At 56.6% G+C, this 24226-nt stretch carries 15 protein-coding genes; 11 read left to right on the top strand and 4 right to left on the bottom strand.

The features are described from left to right. Positions 1–30 precede the first annotated feature (30 nt). Positions 31–6216 (top strand): alpha-2-macroglobulin family protein, encoded by a 6186-nt coding sequence (locus tag RSSM_RS25775; protein WP_236621392.1) that lies wholly within the window; start codon positions 31–33, stop codon positions 6214–6216. Positions 6217–6452: 236 nt separating this feature from the next. On the opposite strand, the gene RSSM_RS25770 is transcribed toward RSSM_RS25775, so the two are convergent. Then, positions 6453–8549, bottom strand: coding sequence for an alpha-L-fucosidase (locus tag RSSM_RS25770; protein WP_081613895.1), 2097 nt, complete (start codon positions 8547–8549; stop codon positions 6453–6455). Between the two features lie 455 nt (positions 8550–9004). Here RSSM_RS25770 and RSSM_RS25765 point away from each other — a divergent pair, with 455 nt between their 5' ends. The 3 genes from RSSM_RS25765 to RSSM_RS25755 all read left to right on the top strand — a co-directional run bounded on the left by RSSM_RS25765 (position 9005) and on the right by RSSM_RS25755 (position 11630). After that, positions 9005–9520: an NUDIX hydrolase gene (locus RSSM_RS25765; RefSeq protein WP_008686712.1), complete on the top strand. Its 516-nt coding sequence runs from the start codon at positions 9005–9007 to the stop codon at positions 9518–9520. Beyond that, complete coding sequence (locus tag RSSM_RS25760; RefSeq protein ID WP_008686711.1) at positions 9520–10203, top strand: aquaporin; 684 nt, start codon at positions 9520–9522, stop codon at positions 10201–10203. Before RSSM_RS25765 ends, RSSM_RS25760 begins: the two co-directional genes overlap by 1 nt. A gap of 185 nt (positions 10204–10388) precedes the next feature. Next, positions 10389–11630: a Glu/Leu/Phe/Val family dehydrogenase gene (locus RSSM_RS25755; RefSeq protein WP_008686709.1), complete on the top strand. Its 1242-nt coding sequence runs from the start codon at positions 10389–10391 to the stop codon at positions 11628–11630. Between the two features lie 432 nt (positions 11631–12062). Here the strand turns inward: RSSM_RS25755 and RSSM_RS25750 are convergent, their stop codons facing one another. Next, positions 12063–13052: an AAA family ATPase gene (locus tag RSSM_RS25750; RefSeq protein WP_044303659.1), complete on the bottom strand. Its 990-nt coding sequence runs from the start codon at positions 13050–13052 to the stop codon at positions 12063–12065. 346 nt (positions 13053–13398) lie between these two features. Between RSSM_RS25750 and RSSM_RS25740 the strand changes: the two genes are divergently transcribed. From RSSM_RS25740 to RSSM_RS25710, 7 genes are all read left to right on the top strand, one after another. Beyond that, positions 13399–15906 carry a DUF4159 domain-containing protein gene (locus RSSM_RS25740; RefSeq protein ID WP_008686706.1) on the top strand — a complete coding sequence of 836 codons (2508 nt, stop codon included), beginning with the start codon at positions 13399–13401 and terminating at the stop codon, positions 15904–15906. Positions 15907–15990: 84 nt separating this feature from the next. After that, positions 15991–16464, top strand: a complete 474-nt coding sequence (locus tag RSSM_RS25735) for a YraN family protein (protein ID WP_236621390.1) — start codon at positions 15991–15993, stop codon at positions 16462–16464. Between the two features lie 241 nt (positions 16465–16705). Then, positions 16706–17509, top strand: a complete 804-nt coding sequence (locus tag RSSM_RS25730) for a segregation and condensation protein A (RefSeq protein ID WP_008686704.1) — start codon at positions 16706–16708, stop codon at positions 17507–17509. Positions 17510–17650: 141 nt separating this feature from the next. Then, positions 17651–18490, top strand: coding sequence for an MBL fold metallo-hydrolase (locus RSSM_RS25725; RefSeq protein ID WP_008686703.1), 840 nt, complete (start codon positions 17651–17653; stop codon positions 18488–18490). Positions 18491–18494: 4 nt separating this feature from the next. Next, complete coding sequence (hemW, locus tag RSSM_RS25720) at positions 18495–19757, top strand: radical SAM family heme chaperone HemW (RefSeq protein WP_008686702.1); 1263 nt, start codon at positions 18495–18497, stop codon at positions 19755–19757. Between the two features lie 348 nt (positions 19758–20105). Next, positions 20106–20543, top strand: coding sequence for a thioredoxin family protein (locus RSSM_RS25715; RefSeq protein WP_008686701.1), 438 nt, complete (start codon positions 20106–20108; stop codon positions 20541–20543). 24 nt (positions 20544–20567) lie between these two features. Then, on the top strand, positions 20568–21503 hold the full coding sequence (locus RSSM_RS25710) for a dihydrodipicolinate synthase family protein (RefSeq protein ID WP_044303666.1): 936 nt from the start codon (positions 20568–20570) through the stop codon (positions 21501–21503). A gap of 104 nt (positions 21504–21607) precedes the next feature. On the opposite strand, the gene RSSM_RS25705 is transcribed toward RSSM_RS25710, so the two are convergent. Together RSSM_RS25705 and RSSM_RS25700 are read right to left on the bottom strand one after the other, a co-directional pair. Further along, positions 21608–23167, bottom strand: a complete 1560-nt coding sequence (locus RSSM_RS25705; RefSeq protein ID WP_008686699.1) for an alpha-L-fucosidase — start codon at positions 23165–23167, stop codon at positions 21608–21610. Between the two features lie 405 nt (positions 23168–23572). Then, the coding region (locus tag RSSM_RS25700; RefSeq protein WP_044303657.1) for a PEP-CTERM sorting domain-containing protein at positions 23573–24226 on the bottom strand (654 nt) is incomplete at its 5' end.

The raw sequence follows: 24226 nt of genomic DNA, 5'->3' as shown, positions 1-24226 counted from the left end.
CGTTACCTCCTTTTCCCCCACGAAGTTTCAATGAAATCTCGCTATGGTCTTCTTGGCGTTTCTGCCTTTCTAGTCCTTTTGCTTGCTAGCCAAACAATGACAACCGCGCCTGCCACACCGCTCGAAGATCCGCAGCCACGAGCGTGGCAGCCGATCCAAGTGGCGATCAACAAGGGGCTGCCCAAAACCGCAATTGAAGAGATCGACAAACAACTGCCCGGGGCGATCAGCCGGGGAGATAATGATTTTTTGGTGCGTTTGCTGGCCACCCGTGCGACTCTCGACGGGCAACTCCAGGGCCGCGATGAGATCCATCGGATCGTGCGGTTGCAGGAGGATCTCGAAACCGTGCCTCAGGCAACCCGTCCGGTCATTCGAGCGATCTTGGCGAATTGGTTCTGGGGTTACTATTCACAGAACCAATGGCGGTTCCGAAATCGCACGGAAGTGGATCCCGGGGTGCTCGAATCGGACGAGCCGGTGGTCATCAAATCGGCAGATGACCTGTCGACATGGACGCGTGAGCGGATCATCGCTCAATCCGCCGCGCTGTTCGAAGCGGCGTTGGACTCGGGCGACGGCAGCGAGAAAGTTCTGCGTGATACCGCGATCGAAGACTATGCCGATTTGCTGGTTCGCGGCAGCGCGCCCGACGCGTATCGTCCGACGTTGTATGACTTCGTCGTTGCCGATGCGATCGATTTCTACAGTGACGCGGCCGAGACCTATGCAGGACCCGCCGAGCGATTTGAACTGACGGCAGATACGCCGGTTTTTGAAACGCTCGATCGATTTTTGGAATGGGACGTTTCTGACGCTGACGCGAAATCACCGCTCCGCCGAGCGACGACTCTGTACCAAGATTGGTTGTCGTTTCACCGGGACGATGCGGACCCATCGGCGTTGATCGATACCGACCTGCATCGAATCGAGTTTGCTAACGAACACGCCCGCGGAAAGGGAACAGACGAAGCTTTCAAGGAGGCGTTGAAAGCGTTCGTTTCGAAGAATTCACAGCACGAAATTTCGACTCGGGCCCAGTTTCGTTTGGCGTTGATCGCACGTGGAAATGACGACCCGGCCCGGGCGAGAGAAATTGCAAAACAAGCCGTCGATTCGCACCCCGATAGCGTCGGCGCCAAAGCCTGTGCGGCCATGATCCGGCAGATCGAAGCACCTTCAATCGCCATCGCGACGGAAGAAATCTGGAACCCGCAACTCGATGGCAACGCACATCCCAAGATCCAGGTGACGTATCGAAACATCACGGAGGTTTACTTCCGGCTGGTGAAGCTCGACTATGAAACAATCCGCAAATCGGGACGGCGACCTGAGAATCTAACGCAGGTCGCGCGTCAAATGCTGACCAAGAGAACGCCTGTTTTGGCGTGGTCAGAATCGTTGGACGCGACGGATGATTATCGCGACCGCGTCGAACAGGTCGCGGCGAGATTGGACGTGCCGCGTGGGGCGTACTATTTGATTGCAAGTACGTCTGACGACTTCCCAATGGACGACGTTTACACCGCGATGACCGACGTTTGGGTCAGCGGTCTGTCGATGGTCATCGAGTCGCGGTATGACAAAGGGTTATTGGTCGGATACGTACTGGATTCGTTAACGGGCGAGCCGCTCGCTGATGTCGACGTGGATGTGTGGGCGACATTGAATCGCCGAGGTGGCGGCACGTCCGGGCCTGCCTCGCGTGCGAAGTTGCAAACGGATCAAGAGGGCCGATTCGAGTACTCCGGTGTCGCGAACTACAACATCACGTTCCTCGCCGAAACGCGGGACGACCGGTTGTGGTCGCAGGAGTACCACATTAATCGTCGAAACACTCGCAAACAGAACGACGTCACACGCAGCCATTTCTTCACCGATCGGGCGTTGTACCGACCCGGCCAAGTCGTCCGCTACAAAATCATCTGCACGCGGTCGAATCAGGACGAAAGCGAATACGCGGTCTCGCCCGAGGAAGCCATCGAGGTCGAGTTGCTCGACGCGAACGGCAAGGTCGTTGAGCGAGCGAGTCATCGCTGCAACGAATTGGGGAGTTGCCATGGCAGTTTTAACTTGCCCACAGGCGGTCTAACCGGCGTGATGACGATTCGGACGACCGGGGCATTTCGCGGTGCCCAATCGATCCGCGTGGAAGAGTACAAGCGTCCAAAATTCGAAGTGAAAGTCGACTCGCCCGAGTCATCGATACGTCTCGGTGAAGACGTGACGGTCAAGGGCAAGGCGACCGCGTATACCGGCGCCGCGATCGACGGCGCCACGGTGCGATACCGAGTCGTCCGCGAAACCGAGCTGCCTCCGTGGTGGTGGTACCGATGCTGGTGGATGCCGCCTTCGCCGATGCCTCCGCAAACGATCGCAGAAGGCGAAACCGAAACGGACGAACTGGGCAATTTCACGGTCTCGTTCCCGGCGATCCCTGACAACTCGGTCGATCGCGAAAGCGAACCCAAGTTCCGCTTCAAAGTCGAAGCCGCGGTCGTTGATACCACGGGAGAAACACGCGAGGGAACGACGAAGGTCTTGGTCGGCTACACGTCGATCGAAGCGAACCTCAGCACCGAAAACCCTGATTGGCTCACCGACGAAGAACCCATCGCGGTCAATGTCTCGACTCGCACGTTGCAGGGGATGCCCGTGTCCACGAAGGTGACGTTGAAGGTGCAATCGCTGAGAAAACCGGAATTCGTCGGCCAACGGCGAATCGGAAATCCGGTTCCCTATCGTGCGTTCAGATCGGTGCCGAGTGGCGCTGAGGATGAAGTGATACCGGAGGAGCCGAATTCATGGCCGGTCGACGAAACGGTTCAAACGATCGAGGCCACGACCGATGAATCGGGCGCGGCGAAGGTCGACGTTGATATCGATGCCGGACACTATCGCGTGACGTTGTCTGCGGTCGATTCAACCGGCGAGGACGTGTCGGCTGTGTTGCCCCTTCGGGTAATCGATCCGGATGCGAAAAACTGCGAACTCATGATCGCGGATTTGTTTGCTGTGAAGAACGCTCGTGTGGAACCGGGCGACACATTTCGTGCTGTTTGGGGCAGTGGTTACGAATCGGCACGTGCGTTTGTTGAAATTGCTCACCGAGGTGAAACGCTGCAGCAGTTCTGGACTCCCGAAGGCCAAACGCAATCGCAGATCTCTTTGGATGTGACCGAGGAGTTGCGTGGCGGATTCACGCTGCGTGTTTGGATGGTCCGCGAGAATCGTTTTTATCTCAACGAGCGTCGGATCGACGTGCCGTGGACGAATAAAGAGCTGACCGTTCGTTGGGAACGGTTTTTGTCGAAACTGAAACCCGGCCAACGCGAAACCTGGACCGCGGTTATCGAAGACCCATCCGGCGATACCGAATCGTCGATGAAGAAGGCCGTCGAGATGGTTGCGACGCTCTATGATGCGTCGCTCGATGCGTTCGCGCCGCACCGTTTCCAGGATGGGTTCGGTTTGTTCTATCAGGACCATTCGCGTATCGCCGTCACCGACCAAAACCGATGGGAAGGGCTGCAGCGAATTTCTGTTTATCGGGCGATTGGCATGCCGTCGGTCGAGTTGCAGTATCGTTCCTATCCACGTGAATTGCAGAGTTCCGTGATGGTCGCGTTTGCGGCAATGCGATCCGAACGTCCGTTCGGTGGGCGAATGATGCGGAAGGGGATGGCTGCCGAAGGGATGCCTATGCCTGCCGCCGCACCCATGGCGATGGCCGATGCGGCGATGGAATCCGACGCGATGGTTGCCAGCGACATGTTGGAAAATTCCGGCCAACCACCGTCCAACGATGACGGCGAGGGAGTGGACCTGTCGGACGTCTCGCCTCGAAAGAACCTGAACGAAACTGCGTTCTTCTTTCCTGATTTGACCGCGGACGAAAACGGGAAGGTCACGATGAGCTTCACCATGCCGGAGGCACTGACCCGTTGGCAATTGCTCGGCTTTGCACACGCCGCGGATCTTTCCGCGGGAGTGATTCAGGATACGGCGGTGACAAGCAAAGACTTGATGGTTCAACCGAACCCACCGCGTGTTCTGCGAGAGGGCGATGAGATTGAGTTGACCGTCAAGGTGTCCAATCAATCCGCCACGGTGCAGCGAGGAACAGTTGCATTGGAGTTTACCGATGCACGCACCGGGGACAGTGTCGATGAGGCGATCGGTAATTCGCAAAGTCGCCACGAATTCGAGATTCCGGCCGGGCAATCCAAATCGTTCGCGTGGCCGATACGCGTTCCCGACGGCATGGGGTTCTTGGTTTACAAAGCGGTCGCATCGACGGGCCGTTTGTCGGACGGCGAGGAAGGTTATCTTCCGGTGCTGTCGCGAAAGACTCTCGTGCACGAGTCCATCGCACTACCGATCGATGGAGCCGAAACGAAGACGTTTACTCTCGATAAGCTCGCTTCATTGGATTCGGATTCGATCCGCAGCGAATCTCTGACCGTGCAGATGACGTCCAATCCCGCGTGGTACGCCGTGATGGCGCTTCCGTACCTGATGGACTACCCGCACGAATGCAGCGAGCAGACGTTTAACCGTTTGTACGCCAACTTGCTCGCACGGCATATCGCTACCTCCGATCCGAAAATCGAACGGGTGTTCCAACAGTGGCGAAATCAGCCTCACGCGATCAAAGGACAGCCCGGAGGCCGTGATCCCCTCGCGTCGCCTCTGCAGCAGAACGAAGAACTCGCGTCGATCGCGCTCGCCGAAACGCCGTGGTTGGTTGAAGCCGAATCGGAAGCGGAGGCGCGTCGTAACGTCGGAATCTTGTTCGATCAAAATAGGGTCACTGACCAAGTGACACGTTTGGCACGTCGACTCAACGACATGCAACTCGAGGACGGCAGTTGGCCTTGGTTCCCGGGGGGACGCAGCAATTCGTTCATCACTTTGTACCTGGCGACCGGCTACGGGCGGCTGCGGCACTTGGGGGTGGACGTTGATGTTTCGCCCGCGATCGAATCACTTTCGCACCTCGACGCCTATTCGAAAAAGGTCTACAGCGAGATCAAGAAGAAAGATCGGAAAACGCGACATTTGTCGTCGACGATCGCGATGTACCTGTACGGTCGCAGTTTCTTCTTGCGAGACGTTGATGTTTCGGCGGATGCGAAACCAGCCCTCAATTACTGGCTCGATCAGGCGGCTGAATTCTGGATCGATCTGCCCCGAATGAGCCAAGCTCACTTGGCGATCGCGCTAACACGATTCGGACGAAAGGATGACGCGATGGCGATTGTCGCTTCGCTGAAGGAACGTAGCGTCACGGATGAGTTGGGGATGCACTGGAACGACGGCGTGCGTGGTTGGTTCTGGTACCAAGCGGATATCGAAACCCAAGCGATGATGATCGAAATGTTCGACGAGGTCGCGTCCGATCAATCGTCGGTTGATTCGTGCAAGGCGTGGTTGCTGCGGCAGAAAGAGACACGTTCATGGGAAACGACGAAGGCGACCGCCGATGCCGTCTACTCGTTGTTGTTGCGTGGTGCCGATCTGCTCGCAGACCAAACGCTCGTCGATGTCAAAGTCGGTCAGCGTGAAGTGCAGCAGGAAAACGTCGAAGCCGGTACTGGATTTTATCAGCAGCGTTTCGAAGCTAGCGAGATCACGCCGGAGATGGGATCGATCACGGTGACCAAGACGACACCTGGAATCGCTTGGGGCGGCGTTCATTGGAAATACTTCCAAAACGTCGAAGACGTCACGCCTCATGAAGGGACGCCTTTGGAAATCCAAAAGCAACTGTTTGTCGTCCGAAGCACCCCGACCGGGGAGGTTTTGCGTCCGGTCGTGGACGGCCGCGTGGTATCGGGAAGTAAAGCCGACAAAGTGGATGTCGATGGAACACCGATCCGAGTCGGAGATGAGTTGGTGTCACGATTGATCGTGCGAAGTTCACGTGCGATGGAGTTCGTACATTTGAAAGACTCGCGAGGCAGCGGAACCGAACCGAGCAATGTGTTGTCGGGATACCGATGGCAAGACGGGCTCGGTTACTACCAGAGCACCCGAGACGCGGCCGAGCATTTCTTCATCGACTATCTTCCGAAAGGAACCTACGTGCTCGAATCGCGGAGCCGTGTTCAGTTGCGAGGCCGCTATCAATCGGGGCTCGCAACGATCGAGTCGATGTACGCTCCGCAGTACAACAGTCACAGCGAAAGCCACGCGATGACGGTGGGTGACTGAACAGGCGGCGGGATTTGATGCCGACGATTGACTCGTCGGCATGAGGAGGATGCGACTGGTAGTGGATCCTGCGAAAGATCCTCATCCCGCGGGAACTTTAACAAGATCTACTACCGGACGCCCGAATAAAGAGCATTATGAAAATCGACGTAGCTGGATTCGCCAGAATTCAGACCCCCGAAGTCTGGCGACATCGGCTACGTCTTTCTAGTAAACGCCCTCGCCCGAGATCACTGCTACGGGGTGATCACCAATGCATCCATTTCGCATCGGCGGTTACTGACGTTGACGATCTCCACAACGTGGTCGCCTGCGGGCAAGGATCGGTTTGAATAGACCACGTGCTGGCGTTTGATTTCGTCTCCCTGTGCCAATGAAACGACACGATCGAGATTGCCGTCGATCAGGATCATCAGTTCTCCGAATTCAGGGTTGGTGTTGGTCACCAGGTCGATGCCCGAACCGTGGAATGAATAGGAGCATCGGTCGCCACGTGCATTGGAGAAATAGATATCGTTGTTGAATTCACCAAGGCCGCGATTGACCAAGTGAGTCCATCCGCGGTAGCGAACACCAGGGTCGTCGTCGTTGATCCACGTCTTGTCGTGAGAGATTTTTAAGACCGAGGCAATTTCATGTGGGCTCTCTGACGGTAGGTCAACGGCCAGCGATTCGTTCGACTGAGTGAACTCAAGCTCGCTTGATGATCCGAGCAGTTCAATCGTGCTGATTTTTCCGATCGTTGGGCATCCCATCCTTAGTTCAGGAAGGGTCAGCGACGAGTCTTTGGGCCACTGCGTGATTATCGCGTAAACGTGATCGCGTTTGCGAGTGAAGTACACCTTGTGTTCTTCATTGCGATAAACTTCGAACGGACGCGTGCCGTAGATGGCTTCTCCGTAGACGCTGAGCCAATCGCCAATGTTATCGCATATCTCACGGGCGCGATCATCGACATTCCCTTGAGCACGTTGCGGAACGGCGAGCAACAGGTTTCCGTTTTTGCTAACGATGTCGGTGAGTTGATGAATGACCCAACGAGCATCATGGTTGTAGGGTTTCGTTACATTCATGTGCCAAGGGCCGAGCGAATCGTCGATTTGAAAAGGATACGCCTTGATCTCTTTTTCGTTCTTCTTTTCGCTGTCTTTGACGAGTGATTGATCCACCAAGTGGCTGAGTTCTTTGGTTTCTAAACTGTCGCGAGGGCCACCGACTTCCTTGATGTTCAGGACCGCTACATGGCGTCCCTCGTTGTTGGCAAGACTCTTGTTGTAAAAGTTCGCCGCGATCCGTGGTGCCAAGTACCCAAGCCCCATTTTGACGCCGAGGTCCAGGTTGGTCGTTCCCGCGGACTCGTCAAAGTAGAGCAGTTCGGGATTGTATTTGAGTAGGTCGTTCACTCTCCACATAAATTGGTTCGCGAACGGTGACTTGTTGGCGTCGTCCTCTTTGACGTGAGGCGGACCGTACAGATCCTTGGGGTCGAGCCCTTCCCACGCGGTTCCTTTGCCGCTTTGCAGGGTGGCGGTCATCACGTCGTAGGGAACGCCCTTCTTGGGGCCACTCCTGTCGGACGAATAGCGTGGTGGCATGAATTGTCCCCAAGTACGCGCTGGCGATGCGTGCACGGTCACGCCGAAAGGCATGCCGTGTTTTCGAGCGTACTTTGCCCAGGTGCCAATGACATCTTTTTTGGGGCCGAGATTGACCGAGTTCCACGGTTGATATACCGAGTCCCAGCAATCGTAGTTGTCGTGATGGTTGGCGAGTGCCACGAAGTACTTGCCTCCGGCACCTTTGGCCATCTCGACAAAGCCCTCGGGATCCCACTTGTCACACGTCCACAACGCACACAAATCTTTGTAGCCGAACTCGGAAGGGTGCCCGTACGTCTGCAGGCAGTGCTCGTACTGGTGATGACCTGGAACGTACATCCAACGCGAATACCAGTCGCCACGTTCGGGAATGGATTGAGGGTCCCAGTGTGACCAAATGCCCAACTTCCCATCCCGGAACCAGTCGGGTACTTCGTACATCCGAAGCGACTGCCAGTTTGCTTCGTAGGGTCCTGGAGACACGGGCATTTCCGGCAAGTTCCAAATGTCGTATTTGCCGATCGGTTCAACCGGTTCCTCCGAGCGGGCGGAGTTGGTCAACATCACGAGCAAAACGAACAACGTCGTGAATCGAACAAGCCAAAAAACGCGATGTTGATCAGTGGAGCGAAATCCGAACTGTGTCTTCGATTGATAACGCAACGTTTGCAACAAAGAGGAAGCGTGCGGAGAGGGAGCGTGCAGAGAGGCGGGGTGCATTGAGGCGGGGTGCATTGAGGTGGGACTCCGAATGGAAGGGGGGCGCACAAGGCAGCATCAGCGCAGGTCCGATTCGGCCGAGAGCGGTCGTGAGGTAGGACGGCATAACTGCCCGCGAGACAAAAAACGCCACTTTTTCTATAGAGCATATTGGTCTCGCGAGAGCATTCACCGCATGGCGATCATCTGATCAAAATTGACCGGCGTGGTGTAGTGGGCTAGCGCTGACGCTAGATAACAGGTGCGGACGGCGGACTTTTGAAGATGTTTTTGCGACATGTCCGGCGCTGAGTTGCCCGGCGAACGTCGGCTGCCGCGAAAGTGCTCGGAATGGTTTGTAAGGAGGGGAGTGTTGCGTGACGGGGGATTTTCTTAGGCTTTCTCGGTCGCTCGTGATCGAGATGCTGAGTTTGTAATTCGGGGAGTGGGTTGAGCGGCGGCGCCCCTGTCTTTGGAAAGAATGGTCCATCGTGTCTAAGTCGAATCTGCTGTTGCAGACGAGCCGTTTTGATGTTGTCGAAATGGAGTTGCCGTCGCGTGACGGGCAAGTTCATCGGCGTGCCTACATAAGACATCCCGGTGCCGTCGTGCTGTTGCCGTTGCTCGACGACGATACGATCGTGATGATCGAGAATGAACGCACGGGTGTGGGGGAGACTTTGTTGGAACTGCCCGCGGGGACTCGGGATCCAGGCGAACCGCCGCTCGAAACGGCCGCCCGTGAATTGGTTGAGGAGACAGGGTATCATGCCAAACAATTGGATGTCATCTGTGAGTTTTACTCCGCCCCGGGATTGGGAAACGAATTGATGCACATGATCGCGGCTCGTGATTTAACGGAGGGCGAACAGCAGCTCGAGCCGACCGAGCGAATTACGACACGCATCGTCTCACGCGATGAAGTTGAAACGTTGGTCCGTGAGCATCAAATTCGCGACTCGAAAACGTTGGTCGGTCTGCAAGCGTTTCTTTTGGGGCATCTTTAATGCTGCTGGGGCTCCCGCGTCGATGTCTGTGCGAGTTCATTGGCACTTACTTTTTAGTGGTGATTGGTTGTGGCGCGATTTCGGTCGACGTGCAGACCGAGGCGTTGACGCACATCGGTGTTGCGATGGTGTGGGGATTGGTCGTGTTGACGATGATCTATTCGATCGGCGATCTCAGCGGCGCGCACATGAACCCTGCGGTGTCGTTTGCATTCGCGTCGGTCGGGCGTTTCCCTTGGAGGGACGCATTTGCCTACGCGGGGGCGCAGGTGGCCGGGGCATTTTTCGGCGCCGTCAGCATTCGGGCTGTTTTGGGAGTGGGGGAAGACTACCTGGGGGCGACGATGACGATCTTGCCATCGATGTCCGCGTGGTATGTCGAAGCGATGATGACGGCGATTTTGATGTGGGTCGTGATGGGCGTTTCGACCGGAGCGAAGGAAAAGTCGATTACGGCGGGGCTCGCCGTCGGTGCGGTGATTGCGATGGAGGCGTTTGTGGCAGGGCCGCTGACGAAGGCGTCAATGAACCCGGCTCGCAGTCTTGGACCGGCATTGGCGTCAGGGTATTTCGCAAATTTATGGGTGTACCTTACTGCGCCGATCGTGGGGGCGCTTGTTGGCGGATGGGCGTATCGGTTGGTACGCGTGGTTGATGGTGAGTGCGAAGCCGAAGACGCCTAGAGTGTTGCCAATCGCCCACGCGTCTTTCCCACGTGTTACAAAGTAGGCGTGTTCAACGTGACCTCGATGAAAAATGGTTGCCATTTTCAGCCATGTTGGGGAATGTTCGATCGGTACAATGCGGGCGCGGCGTTGAGTTCGGACGCTCGCGTTTTTTCCTCACTCTATCTGCATGAAAGTTTGTCATGAAAGCATTCGAAGCCACTCGGTACTTTTTCAGTAAAGCTGCCGAACAGCTCGACATGAGTGATGAGTTGAAAGAAGCGTTGTTGATGCCGGATCGCGAAATTCAAGTGCAGGTCACCATTCGACGCGACGACGGGCGACTGGCGAACTTCGTTGGCTTCCGTGTTCAGCATGATCACGCCCGAGGACCGATGAAGGGCGGGCTGCGTTATCACCAAGAGGTCGATCTGGACGAGTCACGTGCGTTAGCGAGTTTGATGACGTGGAAGACCGCCGTGGTGAATCTGCCTTACGGTGGTGCAAAAGGCGGGATCGGCGTTGATCCGTCGCAGTTTTCCTGCAACGAAATTGAACGGATGACGCGTGCGTTTGTCGATCAGATTCACGACATCGTGGGGCCTGATACCGACATTCCGGCACCCGACATGGGGACCGATCACCAGGTGATGAGTTGGTTTCGGAATCAATGGGAGAAGTACCACGGTTTCAACCCAGCGGTAATCACTGGAAAGCCCGTGGAAGAATACGGTGCGAAGGGGCGTGAAGAAGCCACCGGCCGAGGTGTCGGAACGCTCACGCAGAAGCTGATCAAACGCTTGGGGATGACTCCCGATAAGACTCGCGTTGCGATTCAAGGTTTTGGAAACGTGGGATCGCACGCAGGCAAATTCCTGTACGAAGGTCAGTTCCCAATCGTTGCGGTGTCAGACATTACCGGGACGTACTACAACGAAGATGGGCTCAACATACAAAAGTTGCTGCGCCACAAGCTCGCTCACCCGAAAGGGTTGCTCGAAGGGTTCGAGGGGGCCGAGCATTTGCCTTTGGATGCTCTGCTGAAGCTCGACCCGGTCGATGTTTTGATACCGGCGGCGCTCGGCGGTGTGATCACGGAAGACAATGTTGATACGATCAAAGCGAAAGTGATCGTGGAGGCAGCCAACGGTCCGGTTCACCCGGGGGCCGATGACGTGCTCAATGAACGTGGGGTGACGGTGCTTCCTGATATTCTCGCCAATGCGGGCGGGGTGACGGTGAGTTACTTCGAATGGGTTCAAAACCGTCAACACTATCGATGGTCACTCGATCGAGTTCGGCAGGAACTCGACCACACGATGAACGAAGCGTTCGAAGACGTGTGGCAAATGGCGGGACAGCATGAAGTGTCGCTGCGCACGGCTGCGTACATGATCGGAATCTCACGCGTCCGCCGTGCTTCCGAACTCGCCGGTCTCGCGTAGAGTGTTTTGCCATTCGACTACGCGAATCCCCGTAACGGGATGACGCCAGTGTCGATTTTCTGCCGGAAAAACAGCTACTGTTGCGGCTGGAAATGGGGGTTCAGGGGCGTAGCGAAAGTCGCCAAGACTTTCGGTGATTCGTGGGGGGCTGCCGAAACTCTTGGCGGGCTGTTGATTTATTCCTGTAACGGCAATACCGTTCAATTTTCGTTTAACCCGTGCCCGAAGGGTAGGTTGTGTTCTGTCAAGCGTCGCCTACGGCTACCGGTTAAACGAAAACAGGTTGACTCTTGATTAAATCGACAAACTCTTGGCGAATTTCGCTACCGGAACGTGGGGCTTGCCGAAACTCTTGGCGAGTTTCGCTACTGCAAAGCTTCATCGTGGGCTGTCCTTTGGCGAATGAATGATCGTCTCTGGAGGATGGCCGGACTACTTTGCCATCTTGGGTGGCTCGGGGATCTCGATGTCCTGTAGCAGTCGGGTGATCACCGCGTCGGTGTTCATGCCTTCGGCTTGGGCTTGAAAGTTGGTTGCGATTCGGTGCCGCAGCACGGGCAGCGCGATCCGGTGGATGTCGCCAGGTTCGACATTGAAACGCCCATTCATTGCCGCGATTGCTTTCGCGCCAGCGATCAAGTTTTGTCCGGCTCGGGGCCCGGCACCCCAATCGACGAGTTCACGAACGTATTCGGGAGCGGACTCGTCAGCCGGACGTGTGGCACGAACGAGTTTCGCGGCATAGCGAATGACGAGGGGACCGGCGGCGATGCTCGATACCAGTTTTTGGCAATTCAGGATTGCTCGCGCCGACAACACCTTGTTGACCGTTGCGGTATCACCGCGTGTTGTTGCCGTGAGGATCCGCTCTTCCTCTTCGGCGGTCGGGTAGTCGATTTTGATGTTGAACATGAACCGGTCGAGTTGGGCTTCCGGCAACGGATAGGTGCCCTCCTGTTCGACCGGGTTTTGTGTCGCGATTGTGAAGAATGGGTCCGGCAGCGTGTGGGTATCGCGGCCGATCGAAACTTGCCGTTCCTGCATCGCTTCGAGCAACGCGGCCTGAGTTTTCGGGGGCGTTCGGTTGATCTCGTCAGCGAGAAGGATGTTGGTGAAGATGGGGCCTTCGACAAACCGAAATAGGCGTTTGCCCGATTCGTCTTCCTCGAGAACTTGCGTTCCGGTAATGTCGGACGGCATTAGGTCGGGGGTGAACTGAACCCGTTTGAAATTAACGTCGAGGATTTGTGCCAATGTGCTGACCATGAGCGTCTTGGCCAAACCTGGAACGCCTTCGAGCAGGCAATGTCCGCGGGTAAAAATCGCAGCGAGTAATTGTTCGATCGTATCGGTTTGCCCCACAATGACTTTACCGAGTTCATCACGCATCTTTTGTTGGTGATCGGCGAACTCTCGCAACACGTCGGCAAGGTTGCGGGGCTTTGCCGGAGCGGACGCTGCTTGTGCTGTCGTTGTCTGGGCGGGTGGGGCACCGGCTGCCGACGATGGATTTGCCGCGCCGCCGGTTTTAGGCGAAACTGAATTCGACGGCGGCTGGTTCGACGTTGGTTGGTTGACCACGGGCGGTGGGGTTGGCGAAGACGGGTCGGTCATCGTGATCGGTGGGCTCGTGGGACGATTGGTAATTCAGAGAACTTACGCTGGTGTCGAGAACGATGCGACGGCGGGCGTCTGGTTCAGCGTAACGTTATCAGTCTAGGCGTTGCCAGTGAAAAGCAAAGTCGGGTTCCGGCGTGAGGATATAACAATGTGTGAAAGTAACCCGAACAACTCAGCGACAGCAACGACAACTGCCCAACCGGGACGAAACAAAATGGATCGAATGAGTTTCCGATTGAGTTTCAATACGACCAGGTTTCCGTCGATGGGATGCGCCACACGGGGGCTTCGTTGGTTTTTGCTGCTTTTGATGTCAGCGGCGCCGGTGACGGAGGCTTTTGCGGAGATCGATGCGGTCACGGTCCAGCGGTCGATTGATCGCGGAGTCGAGTATTTGCGGAAATCGCAAACCGCACGTGGGGGATGGGAAGAATACGGCGGGCAGTCGTGTGGGTTGTCGGCGCTTTGCACGTTGGCGTGGGTGAACGCGGGCGTTTCTCGTCGAGATCCTGATTTCGTTCGGGCGTTGGATTACCTGCGAACGTTTGAGCCGCAGCAGACCTACTCGATTTCGCTGCAGACGTTGGTGTTTTGTGCGGTCGGTGCGTTGGAGGATCTGCCCCGGATCCGTCGAAACGTGGCTTGGTTGACCGAGCAACAAAAGGGGCCAAACGAACGGAATTATGGTTCGTGGACGTATGGCAACGGTCGAGGCAACGGCGACCCTTCGAATGCTCAATTTGCAGTGCTCGCCCTCGGCGCGGCGGCGGAGCGGGGGATCGAGGTCGATCCGAAGGTGTTTCAAGCGGCCGCGGATTACTGGAGACGGATTCAATTGCGACGCGGTGGTTGGTCCTACGGAGGACCGCGTCCGAGCGGATCGATGACCTGTGCCGGAATCGCATCGTTGTTGATTTGTGGCAGCAGCCTGGAGGATCTCGACAACGGTGAAGATCGGTTGAACTGTTGTGGTGGCGGCGATACCGACGACGCTCTTGAGCGAGGTTTGGACTACCTGAGTGAGATCTTCACCGTGCAAGCGAACCCGGGCGGGGAGCTACTGAGCTACTACTATTACCTCTACGCGGTCGAGAGAGTCGGACGTTTGTCGGGACGTCGTTTGATCGGTAACCGAGATTGGTACCGCGAGGGTGCCGAACGGTTGGTCAGTTTGCAGGACGCTTTCCAAGGGTTTTGGAAAGGCGGCGGTGTGGTCGAGTCCAACCGAGATATTGCAACCTCGTTCGCGCTTCTGTTTTTGTCAAAAGGGAAGCGGCAGGTGGTCGTCGGGCGTCTCGATCATCCTTCGTTGAGGTCGGAGAGTCGGGCCCAGCGTGGTGAGGTGATCGTGCGAGTGGCGAATGAGAAAAAGACTCGTTCGCTGCCTCATTCCAGCGCGCTACGCGAACTGGTGCGTCATGTCGAGCGGGATTGGTCCAAAGATCTGACATGGCAAACGATCGTTGCCGATCAGGCAACGGTGGAGGACCTGTTGAAGGCACCGGTGCTGGTGATTACCGGTTCGGATACGCTCCGGTTCAACGCGGCTCTTCGCGAGAATTTGAAGGCGTACCTGGATCAAGGTGGGACGATCCTGTTTGATTCGTTGTCTGGTGATGGATGCGGTGCGGGAAAGAACTTCGAACGAAGTGTGGTTTCTCTGTGCAACGAATGGTTTCCGAAATCGAAGCTGGATCGTTTGCCGACCACGCATCCCGTTTGGTTTGCCGAAGCGGCGGTGGACCCCGCCGACATCGCGTCTGACTATTGGGTATACGGTGTCGGGGCGTGTTGCCGGACACCGGTTTTCTACTCGCCTCGCAGTTTGTCGTGTCGATGGTCTCGGGGTGGGCCGTTGTTGCGAGGTGTGGATTTGCCGGCGAAGGTCGGCCGTGAAGTCGTCGCGGGGATCACGATCGGCGAGAACATCCTCGCGTATGCGACGGGGCGTGAATTGAAGGACAAGCTCGATGGCGTCAGCGTGTTGGTGGCAGAGGATGCACCGGAGCCCACGCGAGGTGCGATCCCGGTCGCCGCCGGTGCGCTCGGTGCAGGTGAGGAACAGGTGCAGCGTGCGTTGCCCAACGCGGCGTTGATCATTCGAGAGAAACTGACGGTGGAGGTCATCGCTGTCGACCAACCGATTGCGTTGACCGAACAATCGCTCCAACGCGTCGGCGTGCTTTACCTGACCGGGCAAACCGAGTTTGAACTCGACGAGAAATCGCGAGCGGCGCTGAAGAATTACATCGACCGCGAGGGGATTCTGATCGCCAGTCCGATTTGTGGGAGCGAAGCGTTCGCGAGTTCGGTTCGTCGAGAAATTGCGGCCCTCGTTCCGCAAGCGGAGTTTGTCCCGATGCCGGAAGATCACCCCGCATGGACGACTCGATACGGCGGATTTGATATCACCAACGTGAACATCCGGTTGCCGAACCAGAAACGAGCCGGCGAGGATGCCATGGTTGTCACCCAACGTTCAGGTGCGCCGGTCATGGAGGCGATACAGGTCAACGGTGTGGATACGATTTTCTATTCGCCGCTGGACCTGAGTTGCGCGTTGGAGAGTCAGAACTCGATCCAGTGTCCAGGTTATCCGACGGGGGATGCGGCAAAGATCGTTGCCGGTTTGATTTTGTACGCGCTGCAGCAGTAATGCAACGCGGTTTGGGCGGTAGGCTCGTTGGATGTGCGCCGCGGGGGATACGCCATAGGAAAATTGGATGATGGGAATAGGCAGTTGGGGATAGGCAATATTGTCGAGAGAATTTTGCCTCGCGGATTGCGAGCGAGTTACGAACGTTGGCGGTATGGCACGTTCGACCCCGACGCGGTTTTGGGAAAACGGGGGGAACAGGTCGCCGCGATCGAGTTGCGACGCAAGGGACTGCGGGTGATCGCCGAGAGTGAGTCGGATCGGGCGGGCGAGATTGATCTGATCGCATTGGACCGGCGTCGGCGAATAATCGTTTTTGTGGAGGTCAAGACGCTCGGGACGCGTCGGCCAGGGCACCCCGCCGATCGAGTCGACGAGAAAAAGCAATCGCGGATCAGCAAAGCGGCGTTGCGTTACCTCAAACGAAATGGAGTCCTGGGCAATCCGTGCCGATTCGACGTCGTTGCCGTTTGGTGGCCGTCGGATGAAGCCACGCCGACTAAAATCGAGCATTACGAGGCCGCCTTCGAATCAACGATCGAACACGCGTTTTACTAGCCAATGCGGGCTGCATTCACGGGGAAACCATCCCGGACGACTTGAAAAAGGCGTATAAACTGGTCAACTGTGTTGTCTGCCTGACTGAGGGATTGGTGACGCGTGGACTGCACCGCGGTACGGTCTCTCATTCCGCCGTTGGCGGTTTGTTCGCACTCAGCGACCTTCCAAAGCGAACGTTCGGTCGGCATTCCTTGTCGTTTGTTTTCTGACTTCCTTTGATCCTGCCACGTTTTGACACATGACTTTTCGCATTGATTTGCCGGTCTATCGTGGCCCGATCGACCTGCTGTTGTATCTTGTTCGGCGGCAGGAACTGTCGTTGTCGGAGATGTCGTTATCGAAGGTGGTGTCCCAATACGTCGAGTACATCGAGGTTTTGGAGGAATTGGATCTCGGCGAGGTTGGCGATTTCTTGGATTTGGCGGCGACGCTTGTCGAGATGAAAAGTCTCGCGGTGCTGCCGAAAATCGAAGACGATCACGAGGAAGAGGTGATCGATGAAACGCACGACGAACTCGTCCACAAGCTGCTCGAATACAAAGAGATTCGAGACGCGGCCTCGGTGCTCGACGAGATGTCATCGCGTTGGCAGACACGTTTCGAACGGCTTTCGGATGACCTGCCTACCCGGCGAAACGATCCTGCCGATCAGCCGATCGTGGAGCTGGAAATCTGGGATTTGGTCTCTGCTTTCGGGAGGATCATGCGTGAGTCGGCAGGGCCTCCTCCGACGGAGGTCATTTACGATGACACGCCGATCCACGTTTACATGCAGCAGATCCACGAGAAGCTCGCTGATCGTGAGCGGGTCGAATTGATCGATCTGGTCGAACCGGGCATGCACAAGTCCGCCTACATCGGTTGGTTCCTCGCGATGCTCGAACTGACTAGGCACCACGGCGCCGCCGTCACCGAAAACGACAACGGTGATATCGAGGTCGTTCGGACGGGCGACTATCACGCCGAACTGAACGTCAACGAAGTTGACAACTACGGGGCCAAGGCGATCGACAACAGCAACATGCCGATCCGGATGAGATAGGCGACGCGTCGAGGCGGATCCGTTGAAAGGCAACTAAGTTCTTTTGCAGAGAACGTTCTTTCTGTGCTGCGGCCTTTGGATTCTCCCGCCGCAGGTCGGCCTTTTGTATTTTCTTATTAGCAACCATCTATTTATTCGTACATGACCGAGAACGTTCCCCTCCTAACCCATGTCCATGACGGACTCACCATTGAAGGTTATTCCCGAGCCGCCGTGCAAACGTGTTGGCGGGTCAACGAGCTGAAGCTGCTCTTTGATGCGGGAATCCAACCGTGGGACTTCATGGGGACACCCACCATGTTCATCTCGCATGCGCACCTGGATCATATTGCCGCGTTGCCGGCATATGTCTCGCGGCGGCGGATGATGAAGATGGATCCGCCGGTGATCTACCTGCCTGATTCGGCGGTGGATGCCGCGTGGAAAATGTTGCAGCTTTTTCGGTCGCTCGATCGCGGTGCGATGCCGTGCGAGTTGATCGGTTTGCTCGGTGGCGACGAAACGGAAATCGGTCGCGAATACGTCGTCAAGTCTGTCGAAGTCAAACACACGATCGACGCGCTCGGGTTCATCGTTTACCAGCGTCGTCACAAACTCAAACCGGAATTCTTGGACCTGCCCGGTGAAGAAATCCGCAACCTTCGATTGGCGGGAACGGAAATCACCACCGAACGGCGCGTTCCCGTGTTCGCCTACACGGGCGATACGTCACCGAAGGGGCTCGACAACAACCCCGAGTTCTACGACGCAAAGATCCTGGTCAGCGAGCTGACGTTTGCAGCACCGGAACATCGGCGAGAGAAAATCCACAAGCATGGTCACATGCACGTCGATGACTATCGCGAGCGGAAAGACGAGTTTAAAAACGAACTGATCATTGGTTCGCACGCGTCCACACGGTACACCGACGCGCAGATCAAGCGATTCGTTAAGAAAGTCCTGCCTGATATGCTCGGCGGTCGTTTGAAATTGTGGATTTGATCCCATGGGGCCGCGAGTAAACACGGGCGAAGAACACGGAGGTCATGAATCGCAGGATGGCGTGCTGCGAAGCGGTCGTTCGGGCGATTCACCGGAACGGAAGCGATCGCCTCCGGGAGGTTGGCCGACGCCACGTTCGCTCTATTTGCATGTCCCCTTTTGTCGACACCGTTGCGGTTACTGCAACTTCAGCGTGTTGGCCGGACGCGACGATTTGCAGGACCGATTTCTCGATGCGATTGAGAGCGAGGTTCGCGGCGTGCGGGCGCGGACGGGCAGCGAGAGTCCGTTGTTACTCGACACGTTGTATCTCGGTGGCGGTACGCCGACTCAGTTGACAGACGCACGACTGCAACGGTTGATGCGAATTCTGCGAGAGAACGTGACGCTGTCGCCGGGGGCGGAATTCACGTGCGAAGCCAATCCAGAAGACGTCGACGTCACGGTGTTGTCGCGGTTGAAGGAAGCGGGTGTTAATCGAATCAGCCTTGGGGTTCAGTCCTTTCATGATTCCAAATTACAGACGTTGCAGCGTTCGCATTCACGCGATCATGCGATCGGGGCTATCGAGTTGGCGGCAAAGTGGATCGGCAACGTGACGATCGATCTTATTTTTGCTGTACCCGGGGAGACGCTCGCGGATTGGCGACAAGACTTAGAGTGCGCCGTTTCGTTGCCGATTCGACATGTTTCGACATACTCGTTGACCTACGAGAAAGGGACGCAGTTTTGGTCGCGGCGAAAACGCGGAGGTTTGACGCCGGTAGACGAGGCGGTCGACATTCGCATGTACCGGGCGTCTCGGCAGGTCCTCGGCGATGCCTGCTTTGATCACTACGAGATCAGCAGTTTTGCGATGCCCGGGTATCGCAGCCAACACAATTCGGTGTACTGGAATGGTTACGGTTGGTACGCGTTGGGGCCGGGTGCCGCGAGGTTTGTGGAGGGGCGACGACATGTCAATCACCGCAGTCCGACGACCTATATCAAAAGGATGCTGGAGACGGGTGATGCGACCGCGGAGCACGAGTCGATTTCGCTCGAACAGCACGCTCGCGAGATCGCTGCGTTTGGAATCCGGCAAATTGACGGGATCGATCTGGCCGAGGTTGACCGCCGGGTCGGGTACGAGTTCTCGCGTACGATCGAGTCGGTGTTGGAATCGTGTGAACAATCGAAATGGCTGTGCCGCAACGGGAGTCACGTCAAACTAACGTCCCGGGGTTTGCTGTTCGCTGACTCGGTGGAATCGATGATCCTGCAGTGATTGCGTGGATCGCGGTGCTTGCCCGCTGCTTCCCTGGATTACCTATCTTGCTGCCGGGGGGCGGGGTGGATGCTGGTGGAGTGAGAGACGACTGGACACTTGCCTAGGTCGTTTAATCATCTTATTTTAACTCCAACCTTTTCGCTAAAGGTGTACGAGGGTCGATGATCTTCCCTTGGCTCCTTTGCAACGTTCTCTTACCGGCGAGCCGAGTGAGAGAAGTCTTTTCCGAGGAATAGTAATTTGTCGAAGCGTCGATTGGTTGCGGGAAGCAGCCAGGCAGGTAGGGGCTTACACTTTTTCGATTCAATTTGGATGCGTGCGGGGGCGATCGGGGTATTTGCGTTAATGACGCAGACCACGGTGCACGCGGAAATGCCGACCACGGCGTCGGAGTTGACCTCGAGTCGAACCGTCGCTGACGACGGTCTTCGTTGGCATGACAACCTCGAGAGTGGTTGGAAGGAAGCGAAGGCGACCGGTCGTCCGATGGTCATCTTTATTACGAGTGAGCAGTGCGTTTACTGCGACGCGATGAAACGCGATACTCTATGCGATGAATCCATCCGGAAACGCTTGCTCTCGCGATTTGTGCCGATTCGATTGCGACCGGGACCCAATAATCGGGTGTTGTCGCGGATCGATGTGCCCGCCTACCCGACCACGTTGATCGCACACCCGAAGGGCAAAGTGATCGCTCATCGTGTGGGCTATCAGCCGGTGAAGAATTTCCACGAGATGCTCAGTGAAGTGGCGCCGTCGGAGGATTCTGTTTTGATCCGTTAGGCAGATTCGTATATGGCGACACTGATGTCCGAGAACTCCCTCAATCCCCGTCGTCTCTCTGGCATCTTCTGCCCCAATCTGACGCCCGTCGATGCGAAAGGTCGCGTCGACGAGGAACGCTTGCGAGAGTACGTCGATTGGTTGATCGATCACGGTGTCGACGGGCTGTACCCCAACGGCAGCACTGGGGAGTTCGTCCGGTTTTCCCCCACGGAACGGCGGCGGATTGTCGAGGTCGTGGTTGGGCAGACGGCGGGGCGCGTGCCGGTTCTCGCCGGTGCCGCGGAAGCCAACGTGAGCGAAACGATTGAGGCGTGCAACGCGTACGGAGCGATGGGGGTCACGGCCGTCGCGATTGTCGCGCCGTTCTACTATCGGCTCGGCAGCGATTCGGTGCACGCTTACTTTACCGAGATCGCGACGCATGGTGATGTGGACGTGACGTTGTACAACATTCCAATGTTCGCTTCGCCGATCGAGGTCGACGTCGTGAGGCGGCTCGCGGAGGAGCAACCGCGGATCGTTGGTATGAAAGACAGCACCGGTGACATGGCCAACATGCTCCGGATGATGGCTGCGGTGCGACCGATCCGCGATGACTTCGCATTTCTGACCGGATGGGACCCGTCGCTCGCGCCGATGTTGATCGCTGGCGTGGATGGAGGCACGAACGCAACGAGTGGTGTCCTGCCCGAATTGACCAAGGCCGTTTATCGCTGTGTCACGACCGGTGATCAGCAGGCGGCGATGCGTTGGCAGTATGAGCTGTTGGACCTGTTTGATCGAATGCTCGCGGTGGGTGAGTTTCCAGACGGTTTCCGTTTGGGGGCCGGGGTGCGAGGTTGGGATCTCGGCGTCGGCCGTTTGCCATATTCGGATTCACGCACCTCGGATCTCACCAAAGTGAAATCAGAACTCGAAGGGCGTGTCGATAAAGTCTTGCGTGAACTGCGCGGGTGACGCGGTCGATGCTGTGACGCGAACGATTTCGCGACCCGAACGATATCGCGACCCGATCGATGCGTTGGGCGATCGAACGCGCCACCGTGACCGGTTCGACGCGACTATTGCAGTTTCACTTGAAAGACGGTCGCGATTTCATTCGCGTCGGTAGCCGGCGGAGCGGCGACACTCAGGACATCGTTCTCGAACGTCCAGTCACACTGCGAACCGTCACCGAGGTAGGAAACCTCGTCGATGACGGGTTGAACGCCTTCGCTGTTGGCGAGATGTTTGATCGCAATTTGACTGCCGTCTTTGGGTTGCCCCAACAGAAAAACGTTGATGGTCATTCCATCGGCTGAGCGAGTGAATCGGACGTCTTTTTCTGAATACTTGATCGTCGCGGCTTGTCCCCCGTGGCTGCCATCGCGGATCGCCGCCTCGCCGTAGCCGAAGATCGTGTGGGCGCGTGTTCCGTAGATCGCCTCGCCGTACTTCTTCATCCAGGCACCGAGTCCTTCGAGCCGGTCGAGTTGTTCGTCAGGAATAACGCCATCGGCGCGAGGCGAGATGTTCAGCAAGACGACACCGCGTTTGCTCCACACGTCGATCATGTTTCGGACCAACAAGTCGACTGGTTTGTACTTTTGGTTTTGTACGTAACACCAACCGCTCGAGCTCAATGTGACATCCGTCATCCAAAGGCGGTCGGGCATGTCTTTCATACCACCCTGTTCGATGTCGAGGACGCGGAGGTCATCGGGCATGTCTTGTTGTTTGCAGATCAACGCGACTTCTTGGTCACGATGTTCGCCGGCGTTGAAGTGATGGGCGGCCATGCGTTGGCGATAGTCCTCGGGAATGACGTCCAACCAGGAGTCGAACCAAATCATGTCGGGTGAGTATTTGTCGACGACTTCTTGGACGAGACTGAGCCAGTACTCGTTGAACTCTTCTTCCGGCATGTTGCCGTAGAGTTTGCGGAGTTTGGGATCTTCGCTCGAGGTAAACAGGTCTTTGTCGTAACGATAGTAGCTCAGTGCTCGTTCGCCTTTGGGTTGTCCGTCACGTTGGCGTTGGCCGGTGAAGGAGTGGTGGAACGTGGTGATCGTTTTCATGCCGCGATCACGAAGGGCAGCGAGCAATTCGCCGGTGATGTCGCGTTTGGGCCCTTCGGCTGCCGCGTTGTTTGGGTTCACGTTGCTGTCCCACATTGAGAAGCCGTCGTGGTGCTGGGCGACAGGACCGGCGAAACGGGCGCCTGCGGATTGAAACAGGTCGGCCCACTTGTCCGCATCGAAGTGTTCGGCGGTGAACATGGGGATGAAGTGATGGTAGCCAAATTCTTCGATCGGGCCGTAGTTCTCTTCGTGGTACTCCATCGTGCCGGCACCCCAGTTTGCGGGTTTGGCGATATGCATCCAACGCGGGTACCACTCGGTTCGATAGGCCGGAACGCTGTATGGGCCCCAGTGAAAGTAGATGCCGAGTTTGGCGTCGTTGAGCCATTCGGGGGCGCTGCCGTGTTTCGAGAGCGATTCCCAATCCGGCGTGTAAACCGGAGGATACTGGTTGGGGCGGAAACCATTGGTTTCGTCAGCGTGGGTGTGTAGGCAGATCATGCCGGAGAAAAGCAATGCGGCAACAGGTGCAGCAAATGCAGAAACACGAGTGCGATTCATCGATAGAACTCTCTACGTGGGGTCGGCGGCATCGTCGCGTTCGATGAGCCAGTTTTCGCACAAGATGCGTTTCTGCCCCACTCGCGAACGGATCTGCCGTAGGAGGTGTGTCGTGCAAAGTTTAGTTGCGAACACCGCAGGTGCTCGTGCACTTTTCAAACAACGCATCATCGACTGTTTCCGGTGAACCCGCTACCTCCGTATAGACTTGTTTGGTTTGCATAACATGAGGTCGGATAGCAAGGAGCTCGACAATTCGTCGATGAATCTGTGTTCTGACTCACACTGCGTTAGACGGGCCTGACACCCAAAGAAAATGCGGCGGGAAACCGGCGGAACCTTTCAAGACGAAGGTCCCGTCGGTTTCGAGGCGTTGTTTAGCATGCGGGACGCCGGTCACGATCGCTAGGAGGCGAGGATGGTTCGCTTTCTACGTCGCCGAATTACATGACCGAACATTCCGATCGTTGCCAGTGCAACGATGCCAGATGGCTCGGGGACAGCCGTGATGGTCGTGTCGCCGGAGAAGTTGAAAGACGCGGTTGGGTTGCCGACATTCGTATCGGTTCCGACGTCAAAGCCACCGTACCAGAGCGTGTATTGATTGATACCGATTCCAGAAAGACTAATGTTGTCGCTAGCGTTTTCTGACGTACCAGGGTTATCAGCAAGATTGCCGACAATCGTTGCTTCGGCGTCGTAGGTAACGCTCGCGAACGTACCAAGATGCTCGGGAAGTAGCAGTTCGTCGGCATCGCCCAAGCTGTTGACCGCACCGGAAAAGTTATCGTCACCTTGGCCTGATCCGGGATCGCCGGTGTACCGTCTCGCATCGTAGTTGGCGATGTCGGCGGCTGTGATATCGGCAGCCGCAGCGTCGAGAATGCCGAATTCATAGAGTTCCGTTTCGCCGTTGAGGGAACTCGTCGTAATATCTGCGATTCGATCCACTGTGGCAGAACCGAGAGGCTGTACGGCCCACTGAATCGATAGGAATCCGAAATCAAAATCGACCCCGTGTTGGAATCCGAAAACAGCGTCAATTGAGTACCGGCTGTG

Origin of the sequence: Aporhodopirellula sallentina SM41, assembly GCF_000346505.1 — a bacterium.
GTDB classification, from domain to species: Bacteria; Planctomycetota; Planctomycetia; order Pirellulales; family Pirellulaceae; genus Rhodopirellula; species Rhodopirellula sallentina.
This window is presented reverse-complemented; position numbering and strand designations above follow the sequence as displayed.